The sequence below is a fragment of the Bartonella sp. AA81SXKL genome, assembly GCF_042196945.1.
In the GTDB taxonomy this organism is placed as follows: domain Bacteria; phylum Pseudomonadota; class Alphaproteobacteria; order Rhizobiales; family Rhizobiaceae; genus Bartonella.
Map to the genome: position 1 here is coordinate 95,463 of NZ_JBHIRH010000006.1, position 26,259 is coordinate 121,721.

The following is a 26,259-nucleotide window of genomic DNA, read 5'->3' on the forward strand; positions in this document are numbered from 1 at the left end:
ATTAATAACTTAAGCAAGTACGATAATTGGCAATATCACGGAAAAGTGGACTATCAACTTCAGAGGGGGGCAAAATTTCTCCAGTAATCCATGTGAGTAAATCACGATCATCAAAAGACATAATATACTCAAGCTCAGAGAGCGTTCTATCATTCATCTCAGTGATATGAGCATCGACATAATGTCCAAAAATGAGATCCATTTCACGAATACCGCGATGCCATGCACGAAAAATCAATCGACGACGACGAGCATCTAATTGATTTTTGTCAACGACAAAAACTGTCATAAAAAATCTCCTTGAATAAAGTAATATAAACTATTCAATTAGTCGTAAAAATTTGTACCTTGCTTTAAGGAAGTTCTATAATCTTTTGTTCTTTAAGTGTAATTCGACGATGCATTTGCTTAGCCAAAGCGTAATTATGTGTTGCAATAAGAGCAGAAAGACCAGACTGACGAACAAGGATAGATAAAGCTTGAAAGACATAAGCTGAAGTTACTGGATCAAGATTTCCTGTAGGTTCATCAGCCAAAAGAACCGAAGGGCCATTTGCTACTGCACGTGCAATAGCAACACGTTGTTGTTCTCCTCCCGATAACTCTGAGGGACGATGGTTCGCACGATGAGAAATACGCAGATACGTTAATAATTTGCGCGCACGATCTTCTGCTATGGATTTTTTTAATCCTGCTATCATTTGCGGTATCATGACATTTTCTAACGCCGTAAACTCTGGAAGTAAATGATGAAATTGATAAACAAAACCAATATCATTTCGTCTTATAGCTGTTCGCTCACTATCAGAGCGCTTTGCACAAGAAACACCCCGTAACATCACATCACCAGCTGTTGGTTTTTCTAATAATCCAGCAATATGAAGAAGTGTTGATTTTCCAGCACCAGATGGTGCAACAAGTGCGACAAGCTCTCCACGATTAAGAATAAAATTGGCTTTATCTAAAACAATGAGAGGCTTATGACTCTCGAAAAAGTGTCTTTCAATCTCTACAAGCTCTAAAATAGCTGTCATTATTCATACCTCAAAGCTTGTACGGGATCTAGCTTAGCAGCACGCCATGCCGGAATGAGAGCAGCAAGAAACGACAAGAATAAAGCCATCATAGCAACCAAGACGGTCTGTTTCCACTCAATTTGTGCAGGCAATTTTGTTAAAAAATAAAGTTGAGGATTAAAAACGTCGACATTAAATAACCAAGATATAAAATCTTGGATATGATTAATATTCGCAGTCGCGATAACACCTAAAACTAAACCCAATATAGTTCCAATAAAACCAATCATCATTCCTGTAATGATAAATATACGCAAAATCGCACTCTGTTGAGCCCCCATCGTGCGTAAAATTGCAATATCATGACTTTTATCTTTTACAAGCATAATCAGCCCTGAAATAATATTTAAAGCAGCAACAAGAACGATCAGAGAAAGAATGAAAAACATAACATTTCGTTCAATCTGTAAGGCTGAAAAAAAAGCCTGATTGCGTGTACGCCAATCAATTAAATAGACCTGTTGATCAACTGCTTTTTCTACAACAGGTTTTATTTGATCAACAGCATCAGGATCATTTAGAAATAATTCTAAAGACTGAACCTTATCTCCCAAATTAAAAAACATTTGTGCTTCATGGAGAGGCATAAAGATAAATATTGAATCATATTCAGACATACCAACTTCAAAAATAGCAACGACTTTATAAGCTTTCACACGTGGGGTAACGCCAAAAGGAGTCTCATCACCATCTGGAGTAATAATACGAATATCTCTTCCAACTGTCAGTCCTAATTTTTCTGCTAAGCCACTTCCAATTGCAACACCTTCTTCTTGATCAAACCGAGAAATCGATCCTAATTTAATGTTTTGAGAGACTGTTTTAAGCTTTTCTAGATCTTGTTTGCGCATACCACGAACTAACGCGCCAGAGCCACCTTGAACTTCACCTTGAACAAGCGCTTGACCTTCAATAACAGGTAAAGCAAACTTCACACCATTTGTAGTTTCTAAAGAAGAAATAAGAGTCTTATAATCAGAAAAACCAGAATCAACTGTTTGAATAATAAGATGCCCATTCATACCAAGAATACGATTGAGAAGTTCTGTACGAAAGCCATTCATCACCGCCATAACAACAACCAGAGCAAATACGCCCAACATAATCCCAATAAGAGAAATAATTGAAATAACAGATGCAACGACATGTTTTTTATTGGGAATCATATAACGAAAAGCGATCATCCACTCATAAGATGAAAAGCATTTGTTTTTCAGCCTCTTCATAATATTTCCTATTAAATTATAGAAAGTTGGCTGAGCACATCTTCAACCTTTAGAGATTTTTTTATTCCTGTTTTTCGATCTTTAATTTCAACTTCATTTTGTGCAATGCTGTTAGGACCAACAATGATTTGCGTTGGCAAACCAATCAAATCCATTGTTGCAAATTTTGATCCAGGACGTTCATTTCTATCATCTAATAACGGATCAAAACCAACCTTCTTTAATCCCTGATAGAGAAACTCACATGCCTGTGTGCATTTTTCATCATCGGGCTTCATATTGATAATCCCAAAATCAAACGGTGCCATCGACTTTGGCCAAATAATACCATTTTCATCATGAGAAGCCTCAATAGCGGCCGCAACAAGACGCGAAGGCCCAATACCATAAGATCCCATAGAGACCACATGCTCTTTTCCATCTTGTCCCATAACTTTTGCTCCCATTGGAGCGGAATATTTAGTACCAAAGTGGAAAATATGCCCTACTTCAATACCACGCGCTGAAAGACGATTATGATCAGAAACTTTAGCCCACTCCTCTTCATTATGCATTTCTTCCGTTGCTGCATAAAAAGATGTCCATTGCTTAACAATATCATCTAAAACAGCTTTATCACTAAAATCAATTGAACTATCAGGAACGGTAAGTTCAAGAAATTGTTTATCACAGAAGATAGCACTCTCTCCTGTTTCAGCCAAAATGATAAATTCATGACTGAGTTTCCCCCCTATTGGACCTGTATCTGCACGCATAGGAATTGCTTTTAAGCCAAGGCGAGAAAAAGTGCGTAAATAAGCAACAAACATACGATTATAAGATGTTTCAGAGCCTTCATAATCAAGATCAAAAGAATAAGCATCTTTCATTAAAAATTCTCGTGCTCGCATCACACCAAAACGTGGACGAATTTCATCACGAAATTTCCATTGAATATGATATAAATTAAGCGGAAGATCTTTATAAGAACGAACATAAGAGCGAAAAATATCTGTTACCATCTCTTCATTGGTTGGACCATAAAGTAAATCACGCTTTTGACGATCTTTAATGCGGAGCATTTCCAAACCATAATCATCATAACGACCGCTTTCACGCCAAAGATCAGCAGACTGAATTGTAGGCATCAATATTTCTATTGCACCCGCACGTTCTTGCTCTTCACGAATAATTTTACAAACTTTATCAAGCACTTTTTTTCCCAAAGGAAGCCAAGAATAAATCCCTGATGTTTGTTGTCGAATCATTCCAGCGCGCAACATGAAGCGATGAGAAACAATTTCTGCTTCTTTAGGATTCTCTTTTAAAAGTGGAAGGAAATATTGAGAAAGACGCATTGAAATAATTAACTCCTAATCAGACCTATCATATCGGAACAATTTATCACACCCTCTATTCATCTATAGCCGCATTCTGAATACTTGCAAATATAACGATCTTATCATTTAAAAATTTATTGTGCTTTATTCTCTATTTTTCTTATTTAGCAATAAAATAAAAATGCTCTTCTCTTTTTAAATAACGTAATAGGAAAGTTTTTTTATTTTGACCGATGTAAAAAAACTGTACAGATAGGTTTTTTTTGCCAAATTTCATGAACAGCCGCTCTTACTGCACGTCGTGTTGCCTCTCGAATAAGTTCATTATTTTTCTGTTTCATGCGTGGGATATTATAAACTGTATTTTCTACGATATCTAAAAGAATATCTTTTAAACTTTCCCCCTTTCCATTACTTTCAGGTAACCCGAATGTTGTTAGACCTATATCCCCTAATAATTCATGCTTACTATTTATATGGAGAGAAATAGTAACATGACCAGCATAACTTAGTTTGCGGCGTTCACGAATCCCTAATTCATCTTCATCTCCAATTAGGCAACCATCCTTATAGATGCGGCCAACAGGAACTTGATCAATAACTTCTACAGGCTCTGGTGCAAGACGTAACATATGGCCATTTCTGATATCCATAACAGTTTTAATACCCGCTTGACGTGCTAAAGTTGCCTGAGCCTTAAGATGCATTGCTTCCCCATGTACAGGGACAAGTATTTGTGGCTTTATCCAATCATACATCTGTAAAAGTTCTGAACGACGGGGATGACCTGAAACATGAACAAGTGCATCTTCATTCGTAATAATTTTAATACCCAAATCAATGAAACGATTTTGTACCTCAATAATCGCTTTTTCGTTTCCTGGAATACTTCGTGATGAATAAATAACGGTATCACCAGCGGAAAGTGCAATACTTTTCATTCCATCACGTGACAGTTTAGCTAAAGCAGCACATGGCTCACCTTGGCTCCCTGTGACAATTAAAACAAGATCTTTTCGCGAGATGTAGCCATAATCATCTTCCGTTACAAATGGTGCTAAACCATTCATATAACCAAGCTCTTGTGCAACCATAATACTTCGCTTAAGGGAACGCCCAATGACAAGCACCTTACGTCCAGCAGCTTCAGCTGCAAGAGCAATAGAACGTATCCGACCAATATTAGAAGAAAAAGTCGCTATCGCAACACGCCCTTCAGCTTTAGAAATAATCTCTGAAAGACTGGCTTGAACTTGCTGTTCTGAAGGAGATATACCATCCCGACATGCATTTGTGGAATCACAAAGTAATGCTAAAACACCTTTTTTGCCTAAAGCACGAAATCTTTTTTCATCGGTTACAGCCCCGAGTGAAGGGGTATAATCAATTTTCCAATCACCAGTATGAATCACAGTCCCCAAAGAGGTTGTAATTGCTAAAGATACAGATTCTGGTATTGAATGGTTAACGGCTATAGCCTCTACAGCAAAGGAACCTACCTGAAAACAATCACCAGCTTGAAAAATATTGAGTAAAATTTTTTGAGATTCAAAATCTAATTGTTTTTTAGTTTCCAATAATCCTGCCGTAAAAGGCGTACAGTAAATCGGCACTTGTAACTTTGGACATAAATCAAGAACGGCCCCATAATGATCTTCATGTGCATGTGTTAAAACAAGACCCCGTATATTGTGTTTTTCACTTTCTAGAAAACGAATATCAGGCAAAACAAGATCGACACCTGGTAATTCAGAACCAGCAAAACTAATCCCCATATCAACCAGCAGCCATTCACGAAGATTTTGGGGACCAAATCCGTAAGCAGCTAAATTCATCCCTATTTCACCTACACCTCCCAGAGGTAAAAAAACAAATTCACATCTATTGGCTGCAACCATAAACCTCTCCCAAATCATTAAGGTATCTGATGATAAAATAATTTTTCAATAACGACCTGCATTAACAGAAGCAGCCGAACCAAAATGAACATCTCCAGCTGTTATAATGGCTGTCTGACCATTTTTTTGCTTTATGATGCAGTTAAAATCACTATCAAGACCATCAAAAACACCCTCAATGACTTTTTCATCATTCACCACTTTGACATGTTTCCCAAGATGAGCGGAATATAAAAGCCATTTTTTTCGGATTATTTCACATCCTTTTGATTGTTTCCAAAGAAGGTAATTTTTAGAAAAACACTCTGTCAAAACCGTAAATAATTGTTCTGCATCAATACGCAAACCGATATTCTTTAAGCTTGAAGTGGAATAGGGTGCATCTTCATAATTATATTTCACATTTATTCCAATACCAATAACCAAGGCATATTGTTGTGATGACAATTTTAAAATCTCAAGCAAAACTCCAGAGCTTTTTTCTCCTCTGAGCAAAATATCGTTTGGCCATTTTAAGCTCACAATATTGTTTGTCTGTTTTTCCTCTTTTATCAATTGTTTTATTGCCTCTGCCACACTTACTCCAGCAACAAAACCAAGTTGAGCTGCAGTTTGATGAACAATATCATCAATTAATAAAAGACTAGAATAAAGGTTCCCTTTTGGACTAGACCAAGTCCTCCCTCTTCTTGCTCTTCCCTGTGATTGTTCTTGTGCAACAATCCAAAGATTACCTTGATGACCAGTTAGCGCTTTTCGTTGCGCAATGAGATTTGTTGAATCAACACTATCGTACGCTTCAATAGTGTATCCCTGTTTTTGTGCAAAATCTGATAAAGTATAAACCATATTCATTAAAACAATACTGTTGCTGCTTTTTCTGCTAGCTCAGCGAACCAAACTCCAAAAAGCGCGTAAAATAAAATAAAGAATACAGAAAGACCAAGACAAAATTGAAGCTCTTTCGATAAAGCAACAAAATGCGCTTTTGCATCATCAAACCACATAATTTTAATGACTCGCAAATAGTAAAAAGCCCCAACAACAGACGCTATCATCCCAACGACAGCAAGTGGCGTAAGTCCAGCGTGGACAGCAGCAGAAAATGTATACCACTTTCCAAAAAAACCAGCCATAGGAGGTATGCTTGCTAAAGAAAAAAGCTGTATTGTCATCACAACAGCCATAAACGGATTCGTCTTTGCTAACCCTGAAAGATCATAAATATTTTCAACATTTCCATTCTGAGAGCGCATTCCAAGAATAAAGGCAAATGAACCAATCGTCATTCCAAGATAAATAGTCATATAAAGGATAACGCTTTTTATCCCAAGCATATCTCCAGCAGATAAACCAACAAGTGCATAACCCATATGACTGATCGACGAATAAGCCATTAAGCGCTTAATATTATTCTGACCGATTGCAGCAAAAGCACCCAGTATCATTGATGCAATCGCCATGAACACCAAAATTTGTTGCCATGCAGGCATCACGTTATCAACACGCCCTAGGGGAATAAAGGTCACCACAATAATACGGATGATTAAAGCCATTGCAGCAACTTTAGGGGCACCAGCAAAAAATGCTGTAATCGGTGTGGGCGCTCCTTCATAAACATCAGGTGTCCACATATGAAACGGAACAGCAGAAATTTTGAAAGCCAAACCAGCTAAAATAAAGACAATTCCAAAAATAACCCCCAATTGTACATTTTTATCTTTTAAAGCAAGAGCAATTTCGTGAAAACCAATTTGACCGGTAAAACCATAAAGCAAAGAAATACCATAAAGAAGCAACCCTGAAGATAATGCTCCTAAAACAAAGTATTTTATACCGGCTTCAGAAGATTTTACATTATTACGATTAATCGCTGCTAAAACATATAAAGCTAAAGATTGCAGCTCTAACCCCATATAAAGCGACAGCATATTACCCGCTGAAATCATAAACATCATTCCAAGGGTTGCTAAAAGAATAAGTACTGGAAACTCAAATATATTAAACTTTTGTGCATTGGCAAAACCAACAGACATGATAAGAGAAAAGAGTGCACCAATAAGCATTAAAATTTTCATATAACGACTAAAGGAATCGATAACGAGCGCATTGGTTTGAAATGAACCATTTTTCGGAAAAATTATAAGAATAATAATGGTTGCCACAAGAAGTGCTATAGCTAAACCTGTCACTGTTAAAGAAGCACGTGTATTGGAATAAACACCAATCATAAGCAGCACGACAGCTCCTAATGTAATTAAAAGCTCTGGAAGAATTAAGACTAATTGCGCTATTATTTCAGTTTGCATGTGCATTCTTCCCTTATCTAGTGCAGTTTATTGATGAGGGTTTCTACAGAAAACGCCGTTGCCTTAAGAATAGGCGTTGGATAGATACCAAAGAATATTGTAAGAATAACCATTGGATAAAGGAGGAATTTTTCTCTTAAAGAAAGATCTATTAATACTTTTAAATTCTCTTTATCCAAGGAACCAAAAACCACACGCCGATAAAGATAAAGGGCATAGGCTGCCGATAAGATAACACCTGTTGTTGCTAAAACAACAACCAATTTATTTACTTGAAAAACACCTATTAAGGTTAAAAATTCACCCAAAAATCCTGAGCTTCCAGGCAAACCAACATTTGCCATGGTGAAAATTAAGAAAACAACAGCATATTTAGGCATATTATTCACTAAACCACCAAACGCTGAAATTTCACGTGTATGCAAGCGATCATAGATAACCCCAACACAAAGAAACAATGCTGCTGAAACAATTCCATGGGATAGCATCTGATAAATAGCCCCTTGTATCCCCTGTTCATTCGCAGCAAAAATACCCATCGTTACATATCCCATATGCGCTATTGAGGAATATGCAATAAGTTTTTTGATGTCACTTTGAACAAGTGCAACCAGTGATGTATAAATAATAGCGATAAGCGATAATGTGAAAACAAAAGGCGCAAAATCTGCTGAAGCGATAGGAAACATAGGCAAAGAAAAACGAAGAAAACCATACCCACCTAATTTAAGTAAGACACCAGCTAAAATAACAGAACCCGCTGTCGGTGCTTCTACGTGAGCATCAGGGAGCCATGTATGAACTGGCCACATTGGCATTTTAACTGCGAAAGAAGCAAAAAATGCAAGCCATAACCATATTTGCATATGAGCAGGAAACTGATAATTGAGTAAAGTTGGTATATCAAGTGTCCCAGCCTCCCAATACATAACCATAAGAGCAACCAGCATAAGCACTGAACCAAGTAAAGTATATAAGAAAAACTTTATACTTGCATAAACACGACGTGCTCCTCCCCATACACCTATAATGATAAACATTGGAATGAGGCTGCCTTCAAAAAAAACATAGAATAGCATTGCATCAAGAGCACAAAAAACACCAATAATCGCAACTTCTAGAAGAAGAAACGCAATCATATAGGCTTTTAATCTCTCTTTAACATTCTCCCAACTTGCTAAAATACAGAAAGGCAAAAGAAAAGCCGAGAGAACAACAAAAAGAATAGAAATACCATCGACCCCCATATGATAGCTAATACCACCCCCTAACCAACTGGATTTTTCAACCATTTGAAAATTTTGGTTGCTAGAATCAAATCCTATCCAAATAATTAAAGAAATAATAAAAACAAATAGAGTCGTAAAAAATGCGACATTACGTATATTATGGCGTGCTACTTCACTATCATCTTTGATAAACAAAATCAGAAGAACACCAACAAGCGGCAAAAATGTAACCGTAGAAAGAATAGGCCAATCGGTCATTAGTTTACGCCCCCGATCATCATCCATGTAATGAGCAATGCAACGCCGATAAGCATTGCAAATGCATAGTGGTAAAGATAGCCTGTTTGCATTCGAACAACTCTATTTGTAATATCAACAACACGCGCTGCAATACCATTGGGACCTAGACCATCAATAATCTTACCGTCTCCCACTTTCCAAAGAAAAGAACCAATTCTAAAGGTAGGACGAACAAATAAAAAGTTATATAATTGATCGAAATACCACTTTTGGTAAAGAAAGTGATACACTCCTGGCATAATACGCGCCATTTTCTTGGGAAGAGAGGGAGCCACAATATAAAATAAATAAGCCAACATAAACCCAAGAATCATTGCTATAAAAGGCGACCATTTTACCCAATTAAAAACATGGTGAGCATCATGAAGAATATGATTATGGCTGCTTGTAAACAATGCTCCCTTCCAAAAAGCATTATACAAGTCACCAAAAAAGTAAGGTTGGAAAACGACACCAGAAAATATTGCTCCAATAGATAAAAGAAAGAGTGGAATCAACATAACTGGAGGCGATTCATGAACATGATGCATCACATCAACTGTTGCCCGTGGTTTACCATGGAATGTCATAAAGATAAGTCGCCATGAATAGAAACTTGTTAAAAAGGCAGCAAAAACAAGAAGATAAAAAGCATATCCTGAAGCAATATTATGAGATGCAAAAGCAGACTCTATAATCGCATCTTTTGAGAAAAAACCTGCAGTCCCGAAAAGTGTTCCTGGAATTCCAACTCCGGTCAAGGCAATGGTCCCGACCATCATCATCCAATAGGTGATCTTTATATGTTTGCGTAACCCACCCATTTTTCGCATATCTTGTTCATCAGACACAGCATGAATCACAGAACCTGCACCAAGAAACAATAAGGCTTTAAAAAAAGCATGCGTAAAAAGATGAAAGACAGCAGCGCCATAAGCTCCAACACCTAATGCCACAAACATATAACCAAGTTGAGAGCATGTAGAATAAGCAATAACACGCTTAATATCATTCTGCACCAACCCCACAGTTGCTGCAAAAAACGCTGTTGTTGCACCAACAATAATAATCACGGTCAAAGCAGTTGAAGAAAGTTCAAAAATTGGCGACATACGCGCAATCATAAAAACACCAGCCGTTACCATTGTAGCGGCATGAATAAGCGCTGATACAGGAGTTGGCCCTTCCATTGCATCAGGCAGCCAAGTATGTAAAAGAAATTGTGCGGATTTTCCCATCGCACCAATAAATAATAAAAGACATGTAATGGTAATTGCCGTCTGCCCATCAAATTGCCAATCTAAAAATGTCATATTTTGTATAAAGCTCTTGTCGGCAGCTTTTGCAAAAATAGAGGCAAAATCAACCGATTGGAACAAAACAAAAATACTAAAGATTCCTAAGAGAAAACCAAAGTCTCCAACACGGTTAACTACAAAAGCTTTCATTGCGGCCTTATTAGCAGAATCGCGCTGAAACCAAAAACCAATGAGTAAATAAGAAGCAAGTCCGACACCTTCCCATCCAAAAAACATCTGAATCAAATTATTGGATGTGACCAACATAAGCATCATAAATGTAAACAAAGAAAGATAAGAAAAAAAACGAGACCTTGAAGGGTCATGGTGCATATAACCAATTGAATAAATATGCACTAATGCCGAAACACTATTCACAACAATAAGCATGACAGCTGTTAATGCATCAACATGTAAAGCCCAATTAAAGCTTAAGTCACCAACAGTCATCCAATGTAATACCAATACATCAATCGCTGGAATATGACCAAGTGCAGTACTGAAAAATACTATCCACGATAATATGGCAACAACAACCATAAAGCTACATGTTATCAATTCACTCGCACGATCTCCTATCGTTTTTCCACCTAGTGCAGCAATTAAAAAACCCAAAAGCGGAAGAAAGACAATCGTATAATACATCACTGGTTAGCCTTTCATTACATTAACATCTTCAACCGCAATGGAACCACGATTACGGAAAAAAACGACCAGAATTGCTAAACCAATGGCAGCTTCAGCAGCTGCTACGGTTAAGACAAATAAAGCGAATACCTGACCAACGAGATCATGAAGAAATGCTGAAAATGCAACAAAATTGAGATTAACTGAAAGCAATATAAGCTCAATGGACATCAAGATAATAATCACATTTTTTCTGTTGAGAAAAATTCCAGCAATACCAATTGTAAACATTAAAGCAGAAACAGTGAGATAATGTGTAATATCAATATACATCTGCATAGCCCCCCTTACATACCTTTGCCTGATTCAACTTGTTTGATTTCAATGGCACTTTCTACCGTTCTAGAAACTTGCTCCGCAATAGATTGCCGCTTTACTCCTAATTTATGACGAAGTGTTAAAACAATAGCTCCAATCATTGCAACCAATAAAATCATTCCAGCAATTTGAAAATAGAAAACATAATCCGTATAGAGAATATCACCTAATGCTTGTGTATTTGTTCGCTGCGCTAAATCTGGCATTGGTTGCGTAACATGCGTTCTCAAGACTGGAGAAAAATAGCTACTCATAAAAACAACAATCAATTCTACAGCGATAATAACACCAATAAGAGCTCCAATAGGAGCATACCGAAGAGTTCCACTCTTTAACTCAGCAAAATCAACGTCAAGCATCATAACGACAAATAAAAATAAAACAGCGACAGCTCCAACATACACAACAAGCAGAATAAGCCCTAAAAACTCTGCTCCTGCAAGTAAAAACAAAGCTGCTGCATTAAAAAATGCGAGGATTAAAAACAAAACAGAATGCACTGGATTGCGTGCTGTAATAACAATAACTGCACTTGTTAGCATAATAAAAGCAAACAAATAGAAAAATGCCGCCGCTAGATCTGTTAGCATAGGCTTCTCCTTAATTATTCAAACAATTGGTATAAACTTCATACCAGATTACAATTTATCGGAAAAATATCCGACACCTCATTTAACGATACACTTAACGATAAGGCGCATCCATCAATATATTTCGAGCAATTTCTCGCTCCCATCGATCTCCATTCAATAAAAGTTTTTCTTTATCATAATAAAGTTCTTCACGTGTTTCCGTCGCAAACTCAAAATTTGGACCTTCGACAATAGCCTCAACCGGACAGGCTTCTTGACAAAAACCACAGTAAATACATTTAACCATGTCTATATCATAACGGATAGTTCTACGTGTACCATCATTGCGCCGTGGCCCAGCTTCAATTGTAATCGCTTGAGCAGGACAAATCGCTTCACATAATTTACAAGCAATACACCGTTCTTCACCATTTGGATAGCGACGCAATGCATGCTCACCGCGAAAACGCTGAGATACAAAACCTTTTTCATAAGGATAATTAATCGTGGGTTTTGGTGAAAAAAATTGACGCATAGCTAAGAAAAAAGCACTCACAAATTCCAATAGAAGAAGTGACTTTGCCGCCTGAATAAAACCTGACATCGTAACATCTCCTCTTAAACGAAATCCGTAAACTTTAAAAAAGCAGCAGTTATCACAACCATTGCTAGTGAGAGAGGAAGAAAAACCTTCCAACCAAGCCGCATGAGCTGATCATAGCGATAACGTGGAACAAATGCTTTAACCATAGCAAACCAAAAAAATACAAAACAGACTTTTAAAACAAACCAAATGATACCAGGAACCCAATTAAGCCACCAAACATCTAAGGGAGGCAGCCAACCGCCTAAAAATAGAATGGTTGTTAATGCGCACATTAAAACAATCGCAACATATTCACCTAGAAAGAAGAGCATGTAAGGCGTTGAAGAATATTCTACCATATGACCAGCAACAAGTTCGGATTCTGCTTCCACCAAATCGAATGGAGGACGATTTGTCTCTGCAAGCGCAGAAATAAAAAATATAATAAACATTGGAAAAAGGACCAACCAATTCCAATCGAGAAAACTGTTAAAAGGAAGACCAAGAGTTGTACCAAGCCCGTGCGTTTGTTTAAAAACAATTGTTGTGAGATCTAACGAACCACTTATTAAAATGACAGTCACAAGCACAAAACCAATGGAAACTTCATAAGAAACCATTTGTGCCGCCGAACGAAGAGCTCCTAAGAAAGGATATTTTGAATTTGATGCCCATCCCCCCATAATAACACCATAAACTTCAAGAGATGAAATGGCTAAAATATAAAGCAAGCCAACATTAATCTTTGCAATCTCCCAACCCTCATTGACAGGAATAACAGCCCAAGTTGATAAAGCAAGTGTCGCTGAAACAAAAGGAGCCAAAAGAAAAACACCCTTATTTGCACCTGCAGGGATAATAGGCTCCTTAACAACAAATTTAATTAAATCTGCAAAAGACTGTAACAAACCCCATGGTCCAACAACGTTTGGTCCACGACGCAATTGTACCGCTGCCCAAATTTTTCTATCTGCATAAAGAAGATAAGCAACTAAGACCAAAAGAACGACCAAAAGAAGAAGTGTTTTTCCGATTATAATGAGTAATGGCAACAGCCAAGTCATAAAGAAATCATACATCATTATTCCTTTTCCTTTGCCTTACTTTACTGTTTGTGTAGCACGGTTTTTTGCAAGAGATGAACATTCAGCCATAACAGCAGAAGCACGTGCTATCGGATTTGTTAAATAAAAATCTTTAACCATAGAAGTAAATGCTTGACTCTCGAGAGAAACCATTTTTGAACCAAGCGCCTTAAGACCACTTATATCAGAAGGCACTATATCATCAACAGCACAAAGGTGTGGATAATCATTAAACAAGCATTGCCTTAATTGAGAAAGAGAATCAAAAGGGAGCTTTTGTCCTAAAATATCCGATAAAGCACGCAAAATAGCCCAATCTTCTTTTGCTTCACCTGGAGCAAAACCAGCCCGATTTGTCATTTGAACACGTCCTTCTGTATTCACATAAAGCCCTGATTTTTCAGTGTAAGCAGATGCAGGCAAAATAACGTCAGCAGCATGTGCACCATTATCACCATGGCTCCCAATATAAACTGTAAAAGCTTTTGTATTGGCTAATTCTACTTCATCAGCACCAAGCAAAAATAGAACTTCACAGGTTTTAAGTATATTTGCAACCCCAAGCTTAGAAGTAAAGCCTATGTCCAACCCTCCAACAATCGAAGCTGCATTATGAAGAACCCCAAACCCATTCCATGTCTCACTAAGAGCACCTATATTATCAGCTAATTTAGCAAGACTTTTTAAAACAGATAAACCTTCACTTCCTGAAACCGCTCCCTCTCCGATAAGAATAAGGGGCCTCTTCGCTTCTTTTAAGACATTAAAAAAAACATCCTCTCCACGAATAAGTGTCGTTAATGTATCACTCCCAGATCCAAGGTAAGAATAAGGATAACGTAAATCGACTTTCTCTCCAATTAATGCAATAGGAAAATTGCCCATCCGTTGGCGCTTTAAAATACGCGCATTTAAAACAGCTGCTTCATGACGTGGATTAGATCCCACAATAAGCAGTGCATCAGCCTGTTCAATACCTACAATTGTAGGATTAAAAATATAACTCGAGCGCCCAAACTCTGGCGATAAAGCCCCCCCTCTTTGACGACAATCAAAAAGCGTTGAGCCCAAAGAACTCAATAATGCTTTAAGGGCATACATTTCTTCAACAGAAGCAAGATCCCCCGCAATGGCTCCAATTTTTTCTGGAAAAATTTTAGAGATTACCATTTTAATTTTTGCAAAAGCTTCTGTCCAACTGACAGGTTGAAGCTTTCCATCTTTGCGTACATATGGCTTATCAAGCCGCTGAGTCCGTAATCCATCCCAAATAAAACGCGTTTTATCAGAGATCCATTCCTCATTTACATCTTCATTCGTACGCGGCATAATCCGCATAACTTCACGGCCGCGGCTATCAATACGGATAGCACTACCAAGCGCATCCATCACATCAATCGATTCCGTTTTTACCAATTCCCACGGACGGGCATGAAACGCATAAGGTTTTGAAGTTAAAGCTCCCACTGGACAAAGATCAATAACATTTCCCTGTAATTCAGATGTCATAGCTTTTTCAAGATACGTCGTAATTTCAGCATCTTCACCACGACCGATCAAACCAAGCTCAGAAATACCTGCAACTTCCGTTGTAAAACGAACACACCGTGTACAATGAATACATCGTGTCATAACAGTTTTGACAAGAGGTCCAATATATTTATCTTCTACAGCACGTTTATTTTCTGTATAACGAGAACAATCTCGTCCATAAAGCATTGCTTGATCTTGAAGATCACACTCTCCCCCTTGATCACACACTGGACAATCCAAAGGATGATTAATGAGAAGAAATTCCATAACACCTTCACGTGCTTTTTTTACCATCGGTGTATTGGTAAAAATCTCAGGTGCCTCACCGTTAGGCCCTAATCGTAAATCACGAACCCCCATAGCACAAGAAGCCTGAGGTTTTGGTGGACCACCCTTAACCTCAACTAAACACATACGACAATTTCCAGCAATTGACAAAGATTCATGAAAACAAAAACGTGGAATTTCTGCCCCAGCCGCCTCAGCAGCCTGAAGCAACGTGTAGTAATCAGGAACTTCAATCTCTTTGCCATCAACTTTGATATTTATCATCACCCATCCAACCTGCGGATAACCCACTTAAAATTTGCATTCGGTCGCTCTTAAAACAAAATCCTTTATTAAACCGCTTCTAAAGCAATATTTTTGCTTTGGACTACATTTCGCGTGTATTCATCAATTCTACGCTCGATTTCTGGACGAAAATTACGTATCAACCCCTGTACAGGCCATGCGGCAGCATCACCAAGCGCACAAATAGTGTGTCCTTCAACCTGTTTAGACACTTCAAACAAAAGATCAATCTCGCGTTTTTGCGCTCTTCCCTCAACCATACGCCCTAAAAGACGCATCATCCATCCCGTCCCCTCACGACACGGTGTACACTGACCACAACTCTCGTGCTTGAAAAAAGCAGCTATACGCCAAATTGCCTTGATAATATCGGTTGATTTATCCATAACAATCATTCCCCCTGTGCCAAAAGAAGACCCGACATCTCGCATCCCATCAAAATCCATGATCGCATCGATCATATCCTCACCACGAACGACTGGACAAGAAGCCCCCCCTGGAATAACTGCTAAAAGATTATTCCATCCACCACGAACACCACTCGTATGTTTTTCAATTAATTCACGGAATGAAACACCAAGAGCGTCTTCAAATGTACAAGGTGCATTAACATGCCCTGAAACCATAAATAATTTCGTTCCAACATTATTTGCTCGTCCGATTGATGAAAACCACGAAGCACCCCGCCGCAAAATCGTTGGAACAACGGCAATAGACTCTACATTATTTACTGTTGTTGGACAGCCATAAATCCCCATATTGGCAGGAAATGGTGGTTTAAGCCGAGGTTGTCCCTTTTTTCCCTCAAGACTTTCAAGAAGAGCTGTTTCTTCACCACAAATATAAGCACCCGCTCCATGATGAATAACAATATCACAAGCATGCCCATATTTCGTTTTTTTGCCAAGTAAACCCGCATCATAGCATTCATCAACGGCAGCTTGAAGCGCTTCACGTTCACGAATATATTCACCACGAATATAAATAAAAGCAACATTGGCTCCCATAGCAAAAGTAGCGATTGCACATCCTTCAATCAAAGTGTGGGGGTCATGACGTAAAATATCACGGTCTTTACAAGTTCCAGGTTCAGATTCATCGGCATTGACAACCAAATAATGAGGACGTCCATCATTCTGCTTTGGCATAAAGGACCACTTCATTCCAGTAGGAAAACCAGCACCACCACGACCGCGTAAACCCGATGCCTTCACTTCATCAATGATCCAATCACGACCTTTGTCAATCATTTCTTTCAGACCATTCCAATGCCCACGCAACATCGCAGCCTTTAATGATTTGTCTTTTAAACCATAAATATTGGTGAAGATACGATCTTTATCAGCTAGCATACCCCACCTTTTTTTCTATTACCCATAGCATTTTCCGCTTTTCCTCAAATGCAATTTTTAAATATCTTTTCAAGACTTCTTACTTTTCGTTAAATGTTGCCATCATGGGTAGAATAATAAAATATTTTCTCAAGAAAAATACTTAATTATGTTCCCCATTCTTTCCTTATCCTTTTTTGGTGAAGACTTGAGAGATCTTTTTTTCTTTCTCATCATCAATAAGAGAAGTTAAACCACTAATCGGTTCCGACGATTTACGACTATTTTGCGGACCAACCGCTATCTCAGAACCCTTCCCTGCTTCAAATGCATCAATAATTTCTTCAAGGCGTTCAGCTGTAAGATCTTCATAAGTATCTTTAAAAATCATAACCATCGGAGCATTCACACAAGCACCAAGACACTCTACTTCTTCCCATGATAAGGTTCCATCCTGATTGGTCGCAAAAGGTTCATGATGAATTTTTTTCTGACAAACTTTAATCAATTCATCAGAACCACGTAACATACAAGGCGTTGTACCACAAACTTGAATATGCGCTTTTGTTCCAACAGGCTTAAGCTGAAACTGAGTATAAAAAGTCGCAACTTCTAAGACACGGATATAAGCCATGGAAAGAATCTGAGCAATATGCTCAATTGCAGCACGTGTCACCCAACCATCTTGCTCTTGAGCACGCATTAATAATGGAATTACAGCAGACTGCTGACGCCCTGCAGGATATTTTTTTATGGTATTTTTTACCCATATCTGATTTTCTTTTGTAAAAGAAAACTCCGCAGGCTGATAAACATCATCTGCAAGACGGCGTACGGACATTAGCGATCAACCTCCCCAAAAACAATATCAATCGAACCCAAAATAGCTGTAGCATCTGCTAACATATGACCTCTGGTTAAAAAATCCATAGCTTGGAGATGAGCAAACCCAGGAGCACGCAACTTGACACGATAAGGCTTATTGGTTCCATCAGAAACAAGATAAACACCAAACTCACCCTTCGGAGCTTCCACAGCAACATATACTTCTCCAGGAGGTGTATGAAAACCTTCCGTATAGAGTTTAAAGTGATGAATCAGTGCTTCCATCGAGCTTTTCATTTCACTCCGCGTCGGTGGTACAATTTTGCGATCCAAGCTCGAAACTGGTCCATTTTTTTCAGTACTCAGTAAACGCTCCACACATTGGCGCATAATTTTCGCTGATTGACGCATTTCTTCCATACGAATAAGATAGCGATCATAACAATCGCTATTTTTACCTATAGGAATATCGAATTCCATTTCATCGTAACATTCATAAGGCTGACTTTTACGCAAATCCCATGGAACACCAGCTCCACGAATCATAACCCCAGAAAAACCGCGTGCCCAAGCTTCATCAATACTTACAACGCCAATATCCACATTACGCTGCTTAAAAATCCGATTTGGGGTCACAAGCGCATCAAGTTTTCCGAGAGAAACAAGAAATGGATCAATAAAATCACCAATATCTTCAACTAAAGATTCTGGTAAATCTTGATGCACGCCACCAGGACGAAAATAATTTGCATGAAGACGAGCACCACAGGCACGCTCATAAAAAATCATCAATCTTTCACGTTGCTCAAATCCCCAAAGCGGTGGTGTTAAAGCACCAACATCCATTGCCTGTGTCGTTACATTAAGCAAATGATTAAGAATACGCCCAATTTCAGAAAACAAAACACGTATTAATTGCCCTCTTTTAGGAACTTTTATATCTAATAACTTTTCAATAGCAAGAACAAAAGCATGTTCCTGATTCATAGGAGCAACATAATCCAAACGATCTAGATAAGGACCAGCTTGGAGATAAGTCTTTGTTTCCATTAATTTTTCAGTACCGCGATGCAACAACCCAATATGTGGATCTACACGCTCAACAACTTCACCGTCCAGCTCCAGAACCATGCGCAAAACCCCATGCGCGGCAGGATGCTGCGGACCAAAATTGATATTAAAGTTTCGAACATTGACCTCAGCCACAATCAACCCCTTGCTTTTTAAAAAACTTCATATCAAATATCAAAAAAATCTATCACGCTAAAAAATATTTAATTATTTAAGAAATACAGTACCCTAATATAATGCCTTATCAAAACCAATATTATTTTTTTTCATCTGCTTTCCCATCACATGGCAAAGTATACTGTCCTCCTTCCCAAGGAGAAAGAAAATCAAAATTACGCATCTCTTGGCGCAAAACAACAGGCTCATAAATCACCCTCTTTGCTTCATTATCATAACGGCATTCAACAAATCCTGTCACAGGAAAGTCTTTGCGTAAAGGATATCCTTCAAACCCATAATCTGTTAAAATCCGTCTCAAATCCGGATGTCCTGAAAATAAAATCCCATACATATCATACGTTTCACGTTCATACCACTCTGCGCCAGGATAAACCGTACAAGCTGAAGCAACAGGAGTATTTTCATCTGTACGAACTTTTACACGTAAGCGTAAATTCTCACGAGGAGATAACAATTGGTAAGAAACATCAAAGCGCTTATCGCGAGAAGGATAATCCACACCACTAATGTCTGTAAGATTAATAAATTGACAGCGAGAATCATCACGAACAAACATTAAGACATCGATAATTGCATCAAGACGTGCCACAATGGTCAATTCACCAAAAGCAAGAACAGTCTCTTCAAGCTTATTTTTTAATTTGTTTTCCAAATAAGCAGCAAGCTCAACCAATGTTTCATCCACCATGACAAGAAAACTCTCTATCGCTCTATGGATCCGGTACGACGGATTTTTTTCTGTAGCAACAATATGCCGTATAATAATGCCTCTGCTGTAGGTGGACACCCTGGGACATATATATCGACAGGCACGATACGATCACATCCCCGCACTACTGAATAGGAATAATGATAATATCCCCCACCGTTTGCACATGATCCCATAGAAATCACATAACGTGGCTCTGGCATCTGATCGTACACTTTTCTTAAAGCAGGAGCCATTTTATTTGTCAGAGTACCTGCCACCACCATCACATCTGACTGGCGGGGTGAAGCTCGTGGTGCATATCCAAAACGCTCATTATCATAATGAGGCATTGAGCATTGCATCATTTCGATAGCACAACAAGCCAAACCAAAACTCATCCACATTAAAGAACCGGTACGTGCCCAAGTAATCAAAGCATCTGCCGAGGTAACTAAAAAACCCTTATCTGATAATTCAGCATTGATATCACGAAAAAACTTATCGTCAGATCCTATCAGCCCACCAGTATTTGGATCAATGATTCCTTTTGGTTTTGGAGCCTCAATCGTTGAATTATTAGATCTTAATTCCATTCAAGGGCTCCTTTTTTCCATTCATATATAAATCCAATAGTCAAAATCGCTAAAAACACAATCATCGACCAAAAGCCAAACATACCTATTGATTCGAATGAAACAGCCCAAGGAAAAAGAAATGCAACTTCAAGATCAAAAATAATAAATAAAATTGATACCAAATAGAAACGAATATCAAACTTCATGCGTGCATCACTAAATGAATTAAACCCACATTCATAAGCCGATAATTTTTCAGGATCGGGGGAACGATATGCTACAATATAAGGTGTAATCAACAAAACTCCAGCAATAACCGCTGACACAATAATGAAAATTAAGACTGGCAAATAAGAGCTCAATAAATAAGCCATAACCCTCTTCCATCGTAACGAAATGCCTGAGTTTAACACAATGATTCAATATTGCGTGACCAAACAGACAAATTTAACAATCGCTCTATTAACTCTATTCATACTGCTTCAAAGGCATACAGAGCGATACTTTTCTTATCGGCATAGGTAACGCAGAGCAAAGAAAGACGCAAGCCCTATTCTTATAAACCATATAAAAAGAAAGAAAATATTTATTCCCCAATCAAACACTTCACCACATTACTCATAGCATATGGATATTTTAAAAAGGAAATTTTATAAGGAATCACGAAATGGCGCGAGTGACGGGGCTCGAACCCGCGACCTCCGGCGTGACAGGCCAGCACTCTAACCAACTGAGCTACACCCGCGCATTTTTTTTGAACCAATTTAATTGGGTACAAGCGGTCGTGTAAGGGGTTCATGCGTTTATGTCAAGAAGGATTATGCATTTTTAAAAAAAATTATCAAATCCTATCTTTATTCTTGCGTTTAGAAAAATTTTTCCTTAAAGAGTTTCCATTCAATTGCTGATCATTGCATTGGGCGATTAGCTCAGCTGGTAGAGCGCCTCGTTTACACCGAGGATGTCGGGAGTTCGAGTCTCTCATCGCCCACCATATAGCTTTATATTCCTATTCAGTTATTGATTCTTCATATATTTTTTAAAGATTAAGGGATGCCTAAATAAAGTTAGGGGAATATGGTTTTTACTCTTTCCTTTACAAAGCGCATTCTTTTTGCCAGCTTTCTCTAACAATTTTTTAATAGTTCTAAATCTTCTTGTGAAATAATGTTTATCAGTCTAGCAAACATACCAACAGCTTCACATCTAAATGTATCAGAAGACTTTATAGTGAAACTTTTACAACAAGAATCCGATTCTCTTTTCAAAATTTCTGCTACCTCTTGATCTAAATCATAGAGTTCAATGATCTTTTCTTCCATGCCAATAGGTAGAGATTTTTTGCTAATCTCTACAGAAGATAAAAATGATACAGATATGTCTAATTTCTTAGCCATATCTAAGAGACGTTCGGAGTGATCAATACGAAGTTTGCGTAAAGTTTTACAAAAGGGTGTTAGCATTTAAATAAAACTCGTAAGAGTATAAGCTTTACGGCATAAACTGAGAAAATTATCCACCAATAATATGTTTCACGCAATCAGCAATGTGATTTACTTTCTTTGCATTAGCAGCAACTCCATTAAATTTTTTTATAATCCAATCAGCTCCTGTTCCAAGGTGTGTAATCCATGTTTTTTGAACAATAGGCTCAACAGCCCTCACAGTTTCTTCAGTAGATGTAGTTAATTCCAGAAATCTTTCACAAACAATTCGAGGCGCTTCAAAATCATTTGCTTCATTACGTACGGTAAACAAATTATCCAAATTATCGTCGTTAATAAGATAAGGGGAATGCGTCGAATAAATTACTTTATTGCCCTTTATGCTCGATAAAGTTTGTAAGGAGCTTAATATTTTCCTCTGTGGGTGAATATGTAAATTATTTGCTGACTCATCCAATAAAAAAATTATTCCATTTTTGCTTCTATGCCTGCGAACTTCTGTAAGGACTTTAAAACAAAAAAACCAAATAACCCCTTTACTTCTCTCATGTAAATAAAAAAAAGAGGTTATTTGCTTTAATTTGTAAACAATAATCTACAAAACCACTATTAGATTTTTCTATTATACAATCATCAAAAAGGCTCTTCCCTTCAGTAATATCCACCCAACCTTCCTTCACTACTGACTTCAAATAACCATTGATCAATCCTATACGCTGCTTAACAGCATCGTTGTCATCACAATCAACAATATCTTCCTGAAAACCAATACCAAGATTTTTTTCTTATTTTGTACTCGATTGGATGAGCCATAAACATACCGACATGCTTGGCTCGCATCTCCAAGGCAAGTATGGGGATTGTAAGTATTTGTGAACATGTTCCATGTTTCTTTCCACCAGTTACTGCCAGCAGGTATTGTCTCATAAGTATAGCCATTGCCGCTAATAATTCTGCTTACAAAGTCATATCTATTCCCATCAAAACCAATAGTGGTTTGTTTGCCATCACTCACATAACCTAACAGACCGGATGCAACTAAAACATTAGCCGCTGGTCCATGGAAATTGATCGTTGTATTGCCAGCTACATCATTTACACCTTCTTGTTTGAAAGAATTCATCATAATTAAAGCCTGTCAAACTGCCACAACTATGGGCATCAAAATGCAATCCTGTGTTACCATAGCGAGACATTAGATCTTTTGCTTCTTGTGTTGAATTGGTCAATCCCAAAAAAGTCTGCCTTCCAGAAGCTTCTGATAGCCCGCGACCAGAAGTTCTGAGATAGCAGAATTGGCTTCTGGGAACACAACAAAATAAAGCGGTGCATTTTTATCCTTCGCATATTGAACCGCATAAACAGCAGCTTCCTCTGGTGGAGTAAAGATGCCATTAAAGGAGACATGAACCTTGCCATCAGAACCTTTTTGTAAATTCTGTTGTTTTTCATCCGTTAAATAATGATATTGCAGCTGTGGGTTTCCATGACTGTCTCTTATAGGATTTCCATTTTCATCGGTTGCATAGATCACATTGCCATTTTCATCGTGATCCACGGTAGCTAGATGACAAGAAATTGATTTATAATGATAATTTACTGTTTTGTATATTGATTGAGAGTCTCGAATAACGTAAGATTCTCTCATTTCAAACCTGCTTATCTTGAATCAATCAAAATCATTCCCTTGCACGTCAAAAGCGGGATGAATGTGTGGATCAAATTTGTATAAGAAAGGATTAAAAAATGGCTCTTATGAACCGTCGGATTGTCCGAAACATTAAAGCCGATCTCATTATTATTAGTGAGGGTTAGTATAAGATAAATATAATAATCCTTGCCTGCTTCAAGAGGTTTTGTAATAAGAAAACTCACACCCTTTGTAAGACGGTGCAAGGTGTACCTATTCCCATGCTCTCCACCATGATAACAGCGAAAAAATGCGCCGCTGTTGATTATAATACCTCTTCTTTTTTGCAAATCCGCTTCCCGAATTCTTTGTGGTTGAACAAAACGCACATTCTCTAAAAAATAAGTAGAAAAAGAATTTACACTACCTTCAAGAAAAGAAAGACTGTCACTGTTCCTCTGTGCCTTCTCTTGAACTTCTGTCAATGCACTTTTTGCTTCTTCCGCTAAAGCTTTTGCCTCAGAGGCGGCTGTATTCGCAGAATTTGTCGTTGCTGTAACCATGTCTAATGAACTCTTGACCTCTCCAAGCCCTTGCTTCGTCGTATCAGCTTCTTCTTTTGCTTGCTCCGCAACACTCTTCGCTTCTTCTGCTGTCGACTTCGCAGTCTCGGCTACTTCCTTGGCTTCTTCTGATAAACTTTTTGCACTCAAAGCGGTTTGGCTTGCATGATCACTCGTGGATTTTGCTTCATTGGCTATTGTTTCTAAGCCTTCTGCTTTAGATTTTGCATCGCTAGCCTCTCTTAGTGCTTGATCTACTTTCTCTGTTACACTCTCTGCTGCACTTTTCGCCGCTTCCGCCAAACCCTTCGCTTCTGAAGCTGTTTGCGAGGCTTGTTCCACTCCTGTTTGCGCCGATTCGGCAACTCTCTTAACAGAGGAAATGGAGGCTTTAACTTCATCACACGCATCCTTTGTCTGTTCTGAAAGAGCCTTTGCCTCTTCTGATGTGCTTACCGCTGTCTCTGATTGTGACAATGCATTGAATTATAATGATAATTCACTGTTTTGTATGTTGAATGAGAGTCTCGAATAACGTAGGATTCTCTCATTTCAAAGCTGTTTATCTTGAATCAATCAAAACCACTCATTTGCACATAACAAGTGGGATGAGTGTGTGGATCAAATTTGTATAAGAAAGGATTAATGACAATAGAAGAATCTCAACTGGAGAAAAGACCAGATGAAAAAATACGAGCTCACTGATGAAATAAAAGAATTTCATGATACAAGAACCGATAAAAGTAAAAAACTTTATCGCATACGTGCATTAAGAGATTTTAGAAATATTAAAAAAGGTTACTTAGGCGGCTATATACAAAAAGAAGACAACCTATCGCATGAAGGCGATTGTTGGGTTTGGCATAAAGCTATAGTTTATGGTGACGCTAAGATTTTCGGCAATGCACAAGTATTTGAACGCGCAAAAATTACAGGCAGGGCGCGTGTTTATGAAAATGCAAAAGTTTGCGGTGGAGCATATGTTGAATATGATGCGCAAATTTACGGCAATGCGCAAATTTACGGCAATGCACAAATTTATGGTGAGGCTCGAGTTTTGGGCCATGTTTATGGCAATGCCCGTGTCTATGGAGATGCTTATATAAGTGATAAAGCACACATTTCCGGAAATATAAAAATTCTAGATGGAGTATATATTTTCGATAATGTAAATATTTCTGGTAATCTTGAAATTCGTGGACGCAATTCAATCATCTACGAAAGTGACTATTCAGCAAGCGATATAAGCTACATAAGCCGTTTCTAACACCGAAAAACCAATTTTTAAACACCAGCGTGATTCATGCCACGGGAAAACTGTACGCAAATAAAGGAAAAAAACATGACAAATTCTACTTTTTTAAACGAAATGGCAGAAAAATATGGATTTTCTGCTGAAGAATTTCGAGAAACAATCATAAAAACTTGTATTGGATATAAAAATGCTAATGCCATCTCTGATGCAGAATTTGCCGTTTTTCTTTTTGTTGCCAATACTTATGGACTTAACCCTTTAACAAAAGAAATCTATGCTCTCCCTAAAAAAGGCGGCGGCATCATACCCGTTGTTTCTATCGACGGTTGGATAAAGATCATCAAATCAAATCCTGACTTTGATGGCATGACCTTTCAAGATCAAATCAATGAGGATGGCAATATCATTGCTATCAAATGTGCTATTCGTCTCAAAGGGATTAAAGACCCTATCGAAGTCACCGAATATCGCAAAGAATGCGAACAAGAAAAAAGTGAAGCATGGCAAAAATATCCAGCACGTATGTTGCGCCATAAAGCCACTATACAATGTGCTCGCTATGCTTTCGGGCTTTCCGGTATTTATGAAGAAGATGAAGCAAAACGTATCAATGAAACAAACCATAACCTACAAACGAAGTTAGTTTCTTATGATGTGCTTACGCAAATCAAACAATTAATAAACATCACTCAAACAGAAGAAGAA

Annotated in this window: 25 protein-coding genes, 2 tRNA genes and 2 pseudogenes; 3 read left to right on the plus strand and 26 right to left on the minus strand. The window is 38.0% G+C overall.

Features of this window, described 5'->3' with window-relative positions:
• Nucleotide 1: 1 nt before the first annotated feature.
• The 21 genes and pseudogenes from ACFINZ_RS04950 to ACFINZ_RS05050 all read right to left on the minus strand — a co-directional run bounded on the left by ACFINZ_RS04950 (nucleotide 2) and on the right by ACFINZ_RS05050 (nucleotide 21,406).
• The gene (locus ACFINZ_RS04950) at nucleotides 2-289 is read right to left on the minus strand and encodes a succinate dehydrogenase assembly factor 2 (RefSeq protein WP_375634061.1); all 288 of its coding nucleotides are present in this window, start codon (nucleotides 287-289) and stop codon (nucleotides 2-4) included.
• Nucleotides 290-353: 64 nt separating this feature from the next.
• Entirely contained in the window at nucleotides 354-1,034 is a 681-nt protein-coding gene (locus tag ACFINZ_RS04955) for an ABC transporter ATP-binding protein (protein ID WP_375621231.1), read from the minus strand.
• Nucleotides 1,034-2,302: a lipoprotein-releasing ABC transporter permease subunit gene (locus ACFINZ_RS04960; RefSeq protein ID WP_375634060.1), complete on the minus strand. Its 1,269-nt coding sequence runs from the start codon at nucleotides 2,300-2,302 to the stop codon at nucleotides 1,034-1,036. The genes ACFINZ_RS04955 and ACFINZ_RS04960 overlap by 1 nt, the downstream gene beginning before the upstream one ends.
• 11 nt (nucleotides 2,303-2,313) lie before the next feature.
• Nucleotides 2,314-3,639, minus strand: coding sequence for a proline--tRNA ligase (gene proS / locus ACFINZ_RS04965; RefSeq protein ID WP_375634058.1), 1,326 nt, complete (start codon nucleotides 3,637-3,639; stop codon nucleotides 2,314-2,316).
• 203 nt (nucleotides 3,640-3,842) lie between these two features.
• On the minus strand, nucleotides 3,843-5,519 hold the full coding sequence (locus tag ACFINZ_RS04970; protein WP_375662516.1) for a ribonuclease J: 1,677 nt from the start codon (nucleotides 5,517-5,519) through the stop codon (nucleotides 3,843-3,845).
• A gap of 45 nt (nucleotides 5,520-5,564) precedes the next feature.
• Nucleotides 5,565-6,374, minus strand: a complete 810-nt coding sequence (locus tag ACFINZ_RS04975) for a biotin--[acetyl-CoA-carboxylase] ligase (protein ID WP_375684045.1) — start codon at nucleotides 6,372-6,374, stop codon at nucleotides 5,565-5,567.
• Nucleotides 6,374-7,828, minus strand: coding sequence for an NADH-quinone oxidoreductase subunit NuoN (gene nuoN / locus ACFINZ_RS04980; RefSeq protein ID WP_375684044.1), 1,455 nt, complete (start codon nucleotides 7,826-7,828; stop codon nucleotides 6,374-6,376). Before nuoN ends, ACFINZ_RS04975 begins: the two co-directional genes overlap by 1 nt.
• 17 nt (nucleotides 7,829-7,845) lie before the next feature.
• Entirely contained in the window at nucleotides 7,846-9,315 is a 1,470-nt protein-coding gene (locus ACFINZ_RS04985; protein ID WP_273791287.1) for an NADH-quinone oxidoreductase subunit M, read from the minus strand.
• A complete protein-coding gene (nuoL, locus tag ACFINZ_RS04990) occupies nucleotides 9,315-11,279 on the minus strand; it encodes an NADH-quinone oxidoreductase subunit L (protein WP_375634676.1) in 1,965 nt (654 codons plus the stop codon). The genes ACFINZ_RS04985 and nuoL overlap by 1 nt, the downstream gene beginning before the upstream one ends.
• Before the next feature lie 6 nt (nucleotides 11,280-11,285).
• Nucleotides 11,286-11,594, minus strand: coding sequence for an NADH-quinone oxidoreductase subunit NuoK (gene nuoK, locus ACFINZ_RS04995; RefSeq protein ID WP_273791275.1), 309 nt, complete (start codon nucleotides 11,592-11,594; stop codon nucleotides 11,286-11,288).
• Nucleotides 11,595-11,608: 14 nt separating this feature from the next.
• A complete protein-coding gene (locus ACFINZ_RS05000; RefSeq protein WP_375611880.1) occupies nucleotides 11,609-12,229 on the minus strand; it encodes an NADH-quinone oxidoreductase subunit J in 621 nt (206 codons plus the stop codon).
• Between the two features lie 94 nt (nucleotides 12,230-12,323).
• Nucleotides 12,324-12,815: an NADH-quinone oxidoreductase subunit NuoI gene (nuoI, locus tag ACFINZ_RS05005; protein ID WP_375634047.1), complete on the minus strand. Its 492-nt coding sequence runs from the start codon at nucleotides 12,813-12,815 to the stop codon at nucleotides 12,324-12,326.
• A gap of 14 nt (nucleotides 12,816-12,829) precedes the next feature.
• The gene (gene nuoH / locus ACFINZ_RS05010) at nucleotides 12,830-13,876 is read right to left on the minus strand and encodes an NADH-quinone oxidoreductase subunit NuoH (protein ID WP_375632259.1); all 1,047 of its coding nucleotides are present in this window, start codon (nucleotides 13,874-13,876) and stop codon (nucleotides 12,830-12,832) included.
• A 21-nt stretch (nucleotides 13,877-13,897) separates the two neighbouring features.
• Nucleotides 13,898-15,967, minus strand: coding sequence for an NADH-quinone oxidoreductase subunit NuoG (gene nuoG / locus ACFINZ_RS05015; RefSeq protein ID WP_375613455.1), 2,070 nt, complete (start codon nucleotides 15,965-15,967; stop codon nucleotides 13,898-13,900).
• Nucleotides 15,968-16,035: 68 nt separating this feature from the next.
• Nucleotides 16,036-17,340 carry an NADH-quinone oxidoreductase subunit NuoF gene (gene nuoF / locus ACFINZ_RS05020; RefSeq protein ID WP_375701200.1) on the minus strand — a complete coding sequence of 435 codons (1,305 nt, stop codon included), beginning with the start codon at nucleotides 17,338-17,340 and terminating at the stop codon, nucleotides 16,036-16,038.
• A gap of 129 nt (nucleotides 17,341-17,469) precedes the next feature.
• Nucleotides 17,470-18,160 (minus strand): annotated as a pseudogene (gene nuoE, locus ACFINZ_RS05025) (NADH-quinone oxidoreductase subunit NuoE).
• Entirely contained in the window at nucleotides 18,160-19,350 is a 1,191-nt protein-coding gene (locus ACFINZ_RS05030; protein ID WP_375613457.1) for an NADH-quinone oxidoreductase subunit D, read from the minus strand. Before ACFINZ_RS05030 ends, nuoE begins: the two are co-directional and overlap by 1 nt.
• A gap of 121 nt (nucleotides 19,351-19,471) precedes the next feature.
• Complete coding sequence (locus tag ACFINZ_RS05035) at nucleotides 19,472-20,083, minus strand: NADH-quinone oxidoreductase subunit C (RefSeq protein ID WP_375613458.1); 612 nt, start codon at nucleotides 20,081-20,083, stop codon at nucleotides 19,472-19,474.
• 14 nt (nucleotides 20,084-20,097) lie between these two features.
• Complete coding sequence (locus ACFINZ_RS05040) at nucleotides 20,098-20,679, minus strand: NuoB/complex I 20 kDa subunit family protein (protein ID WP_375606831.1); 582 nt, start codon at nucleotides 20,677-20,679, stop codon at nucleotides 20,098-20,100.
• Entirely contained in the window at nucleotides 20,670-21,035 is a 366-nt protein-coding gene (locus ACFINZ_RS05045; RefSeq protein ID WP_005773599.1) for an NADH-quinone oxidoreductase subunit A, read from the minus strand. Before ACFINZ_RS05045 ends, ACFINZ_RS05040 begins: the two co-directional genes overlap by 10 nt.
• 294 nt (nucleotides 21,036-21,329) lie before the next feature.
• A tRNA-Asp gene (locus ACFINZ_RS05050) sits at nucleotides 21,330-21,406 on the minus strand.
• A gap of 173 nt (nucleotides 21,407-21,579) precedes the next feature.
• On the opposite strand from ACFINZ_RS05050, the gene ACFINZ_RS05055 reads away from it, so the two are divergent.
• A tRNA-Val gene (locus tag ACFINZ_RS05055) sits at nucleotides 21,580-21,655 on the plus strand.
• A 23-nt stretch (nucleotides 21,656-21,678) separates the two neighbouring features.
• Here the strand turns inward: ACFINZ_RS05055 and ACFINZ_RS05060 are convergent.
• The 5 genes and pseudogenes from ACFINZ_RS05060 to ACFINZ_RS05080 all read right to left on the minus strand — a co-directional run bounded on the left by ACFINZ_RS05060 (nucleotide 21,679) and on the right by ACFINZ_RS05080 (nucleotide 24,776).
• Nucleotides 21,679-22,124 (minus strand): annotated as a pseudogene (locus ACFINZ_RS05060) (XRE family transcriptional regulator).
• Nucleotides 22,125-22,173: 49 nt separating this feature from the next.
• Nucleotides 22,174-22,701 (minus strand): AAA family ATPase, encoded by a 528-nt coding sequence (locus ACFINZ_RS05065; RefSeq protein ID WP_375701204.1) that lies wholly within the window; start codon nucleotides 22,699-22,701, stop codon nucleotides 22,174-22,176.
• A gap of 114 nt (nucleotides 22,702-22,815) precedes the next feature.
• The gene (locus ACFINZ_RS05070; RefSeq protein ID WP_375634036.1) at nucleotides 22,816-23,232 is read right to left on the minus strand and encodes a hypothetical protein; all 417 of its coding nucleotides are present in this window, start codon (nucleotides 23,230-23,232) and stop codon (nucleotides 22,816-22,818) included.
• A 99-nt stretch (nucleotides 23,233-23,331) separates the two neighbouring features.
• Nucleotides 23,332-23,754: a hypothetical protein gene (locus ACFINZ_RS05075; protein ID WP_375701201.1), complete on the minus strand. Its 423-nt coding sequence runs from the start codon at nucleotides 23,752-23,754 to the stop codon at nucleotides 23,332-23,334.
• 11 nt (nucleotides 23,755-23,765) lie between these two features.
• Nucleotides 23,766-24,776, minus strand: coding sequence for an alanine-zipper protein (locus ACFINZ_RS05080; protein WP_375635066.1), 1,011 nt, complete (start codon nucleotides 24,774-24,776; stop codon nucleotides 23,766-23,768).
• A gap of 205 nt (nucleotides 24,777-24,981) precedes the next feature.
• On the opposite strand from ACFINZ_RS05080, the gene ACFINZ_RS05085 reads away from it, so the two are divergent.
• On the plus strand, nucleotides 24,982-25,566 hold the full coding sequence (locus ACFINZ_RS05085; RefSeq protein ID WP_375701202.1) for a hypothetical protein: 585 nt from the start codon (nucleotides 24,982-24,984) through the stop codon (nucleotides 25,564-25,566).
• Nucleotides 25,567-25,641: 75 nt separating this feature from the next.
• A partial coding sequence (gene bet, locus ACFINZ_RS05090; RefSeq protein ID WP_375701203.1) for a phage recombination protein Bet occupies nucleotides 25,642-26,259 on the plus strand: 618 nt, incomplete at its 3' end.

Excerpts from the sequence above, each read along its gene's own strand:
- ACFINZ_RS04950 (WP_375634061.1), bottom strand. The coding sequence starts at position 289 with ATGACAGTTTTTGTCGTTGACAAAAATCAATTAGATGCTCGTCGTCGT.
- ACFINZ_RS04955 (WP_375621231.1), bottom strand. The coding sequence starts at position 1,034 with ATGACAGCTATTTTAGAGCTTGTAGAGATTGAAAGACACTTTTTCGAG.
- ACFINZ_RS04960 (WP_375634060.1), bottom strand. The coding sequence starts at position 2,302 with ATGAAGAGGCTGAAAAACAAATGCTTTTCATCTTATGAGTGGATGATC.
- proS (WP_375634058.1), bottom strand. The coding sequence starts at position 3,639 with ATGCGTCTTTCTCAATATTTCCTTCCACTTTTAAAAGAGAATCCTAAA.
- ACFINZ_RS04970 (WP_375662516.1), bottom strand. The coding sequence starts at position 5,519 with ATGGTTGCAGCCAATAGATGTGAATTTGTTTTTTTACCTCTGGGAGGT.
- ACFINZ_RS04975 (WP_375684045.1), bottom strand. The coding sequence starts at position 6,374 with ATGAATATGGTTTATACTTTATCAGATTTTGCACAAAAACAGGGATAC.
- nuoN (WP_375684044.1), bottom strand. The coding sequence starts at position 7,828 with ATGCAAACTGAAATAATAGCGCAATTAGTCTTAATTCTTCCAGAGCTT.
- ACFINZ_RS04985 (WP_273791287.1), bottom strand. The coding sequence starts at position 9,315 with ATGACCGATTGGCCTATTCTTTCTACGGTTACATTTTTGCCGCTTGTT.
- nuoL (WP_375634676.1), bottom strand. The coding sequence starts at position 11,279 with ATGTATTATACGATTGTCTTTCTTCCGCTTTTGGGTTTTTTAATTGCT.
- nuoK (WP_273791275.1), bottom strand. The coding sequence starts at position 11,594 with ATGTATATTGATATTACACATTATCTCACTGTTTCTGCTTTAATGTTT.
- ACFINZ_RS05000 (WP_375611880.1), bottom strand. The coding sequence starts at position 12,229 with ATGCTAACAGATCTAGCGGCGGCATTTTTCTATTTGTTTGCTTTTATT.
- nuoI (WP_375634047.1), bottom strand. The coding sequence starts at position 12,815 with ATGTCAGGTTTTATTCAGGCGGCAAAGTCACTTCTTCTATTGGAATTT.
- nuoH (WP_375632259.1), bottom strand. The coding sequence starts at position 13,876 with ATGTATGATTTCTTTATGACTTGGCTGTTGCCATTACTCATTATAATC.
- nuoG (WP_375613455.1), bottom strand. The coding sequence starts at position 15,967 with ATGATAAATATCAAAGTTGATGGCAAAGAGATTGAAGTTCCTGATTAC.
- nuoF (WP_375701200.1), bottom strand. The coding sequence starts at position 17,340 with ATGCTAGCTGATAAAGATCGTATCTTCACCAATATTTATGGTTTAAAA.
- ACFINZ_RS05035 (WP_375613458.1), bottom strand. The coding sequence starts at position 20,083 with ATGGTGGATGAAACATTGGTTGAGCTTGCTGCTTATTTGGAAAACAAA.
- ACFINZ_RS05040 (WP_375606831.1), bottom strand. The coding sequence starts at position 20,679 with ATGGAATTAAGATCTAATAATTCAACGATTGAGGCTCCAAAACCAAAA.
- ACFINZ_RS05045 (WP_005773599.1), bottom strand. The coding sequence starts at position 21,035 with ATGGCTTATTTATTGAGCTCTTATTTGCCAGTCTTAATTTTCATTATT.
- ACFINZ_RS05070 (WP_375634036.1), bottom strand. The coding sequence starts at position 23,232 with ATGATGAATTCTTTCAAACAAGAAGGTGTAAATGATGTAGCTGGCAAT.
- ACFINZ_RS05075 (WP_375701201.1), bottom strand. The coding sequence starts at position 23,754 with ATGAGAGAATCTTACGTTATTCGAGACTCTCAATCAATATACAAAACA.
- ACFINZ_RS05085 (WP_375701202.1), top strand. The coding sequence starts at position 24,982 with ATGAAAAAATACGAGCTCACTGATGAAATAAAAGAATTTCATGATACA.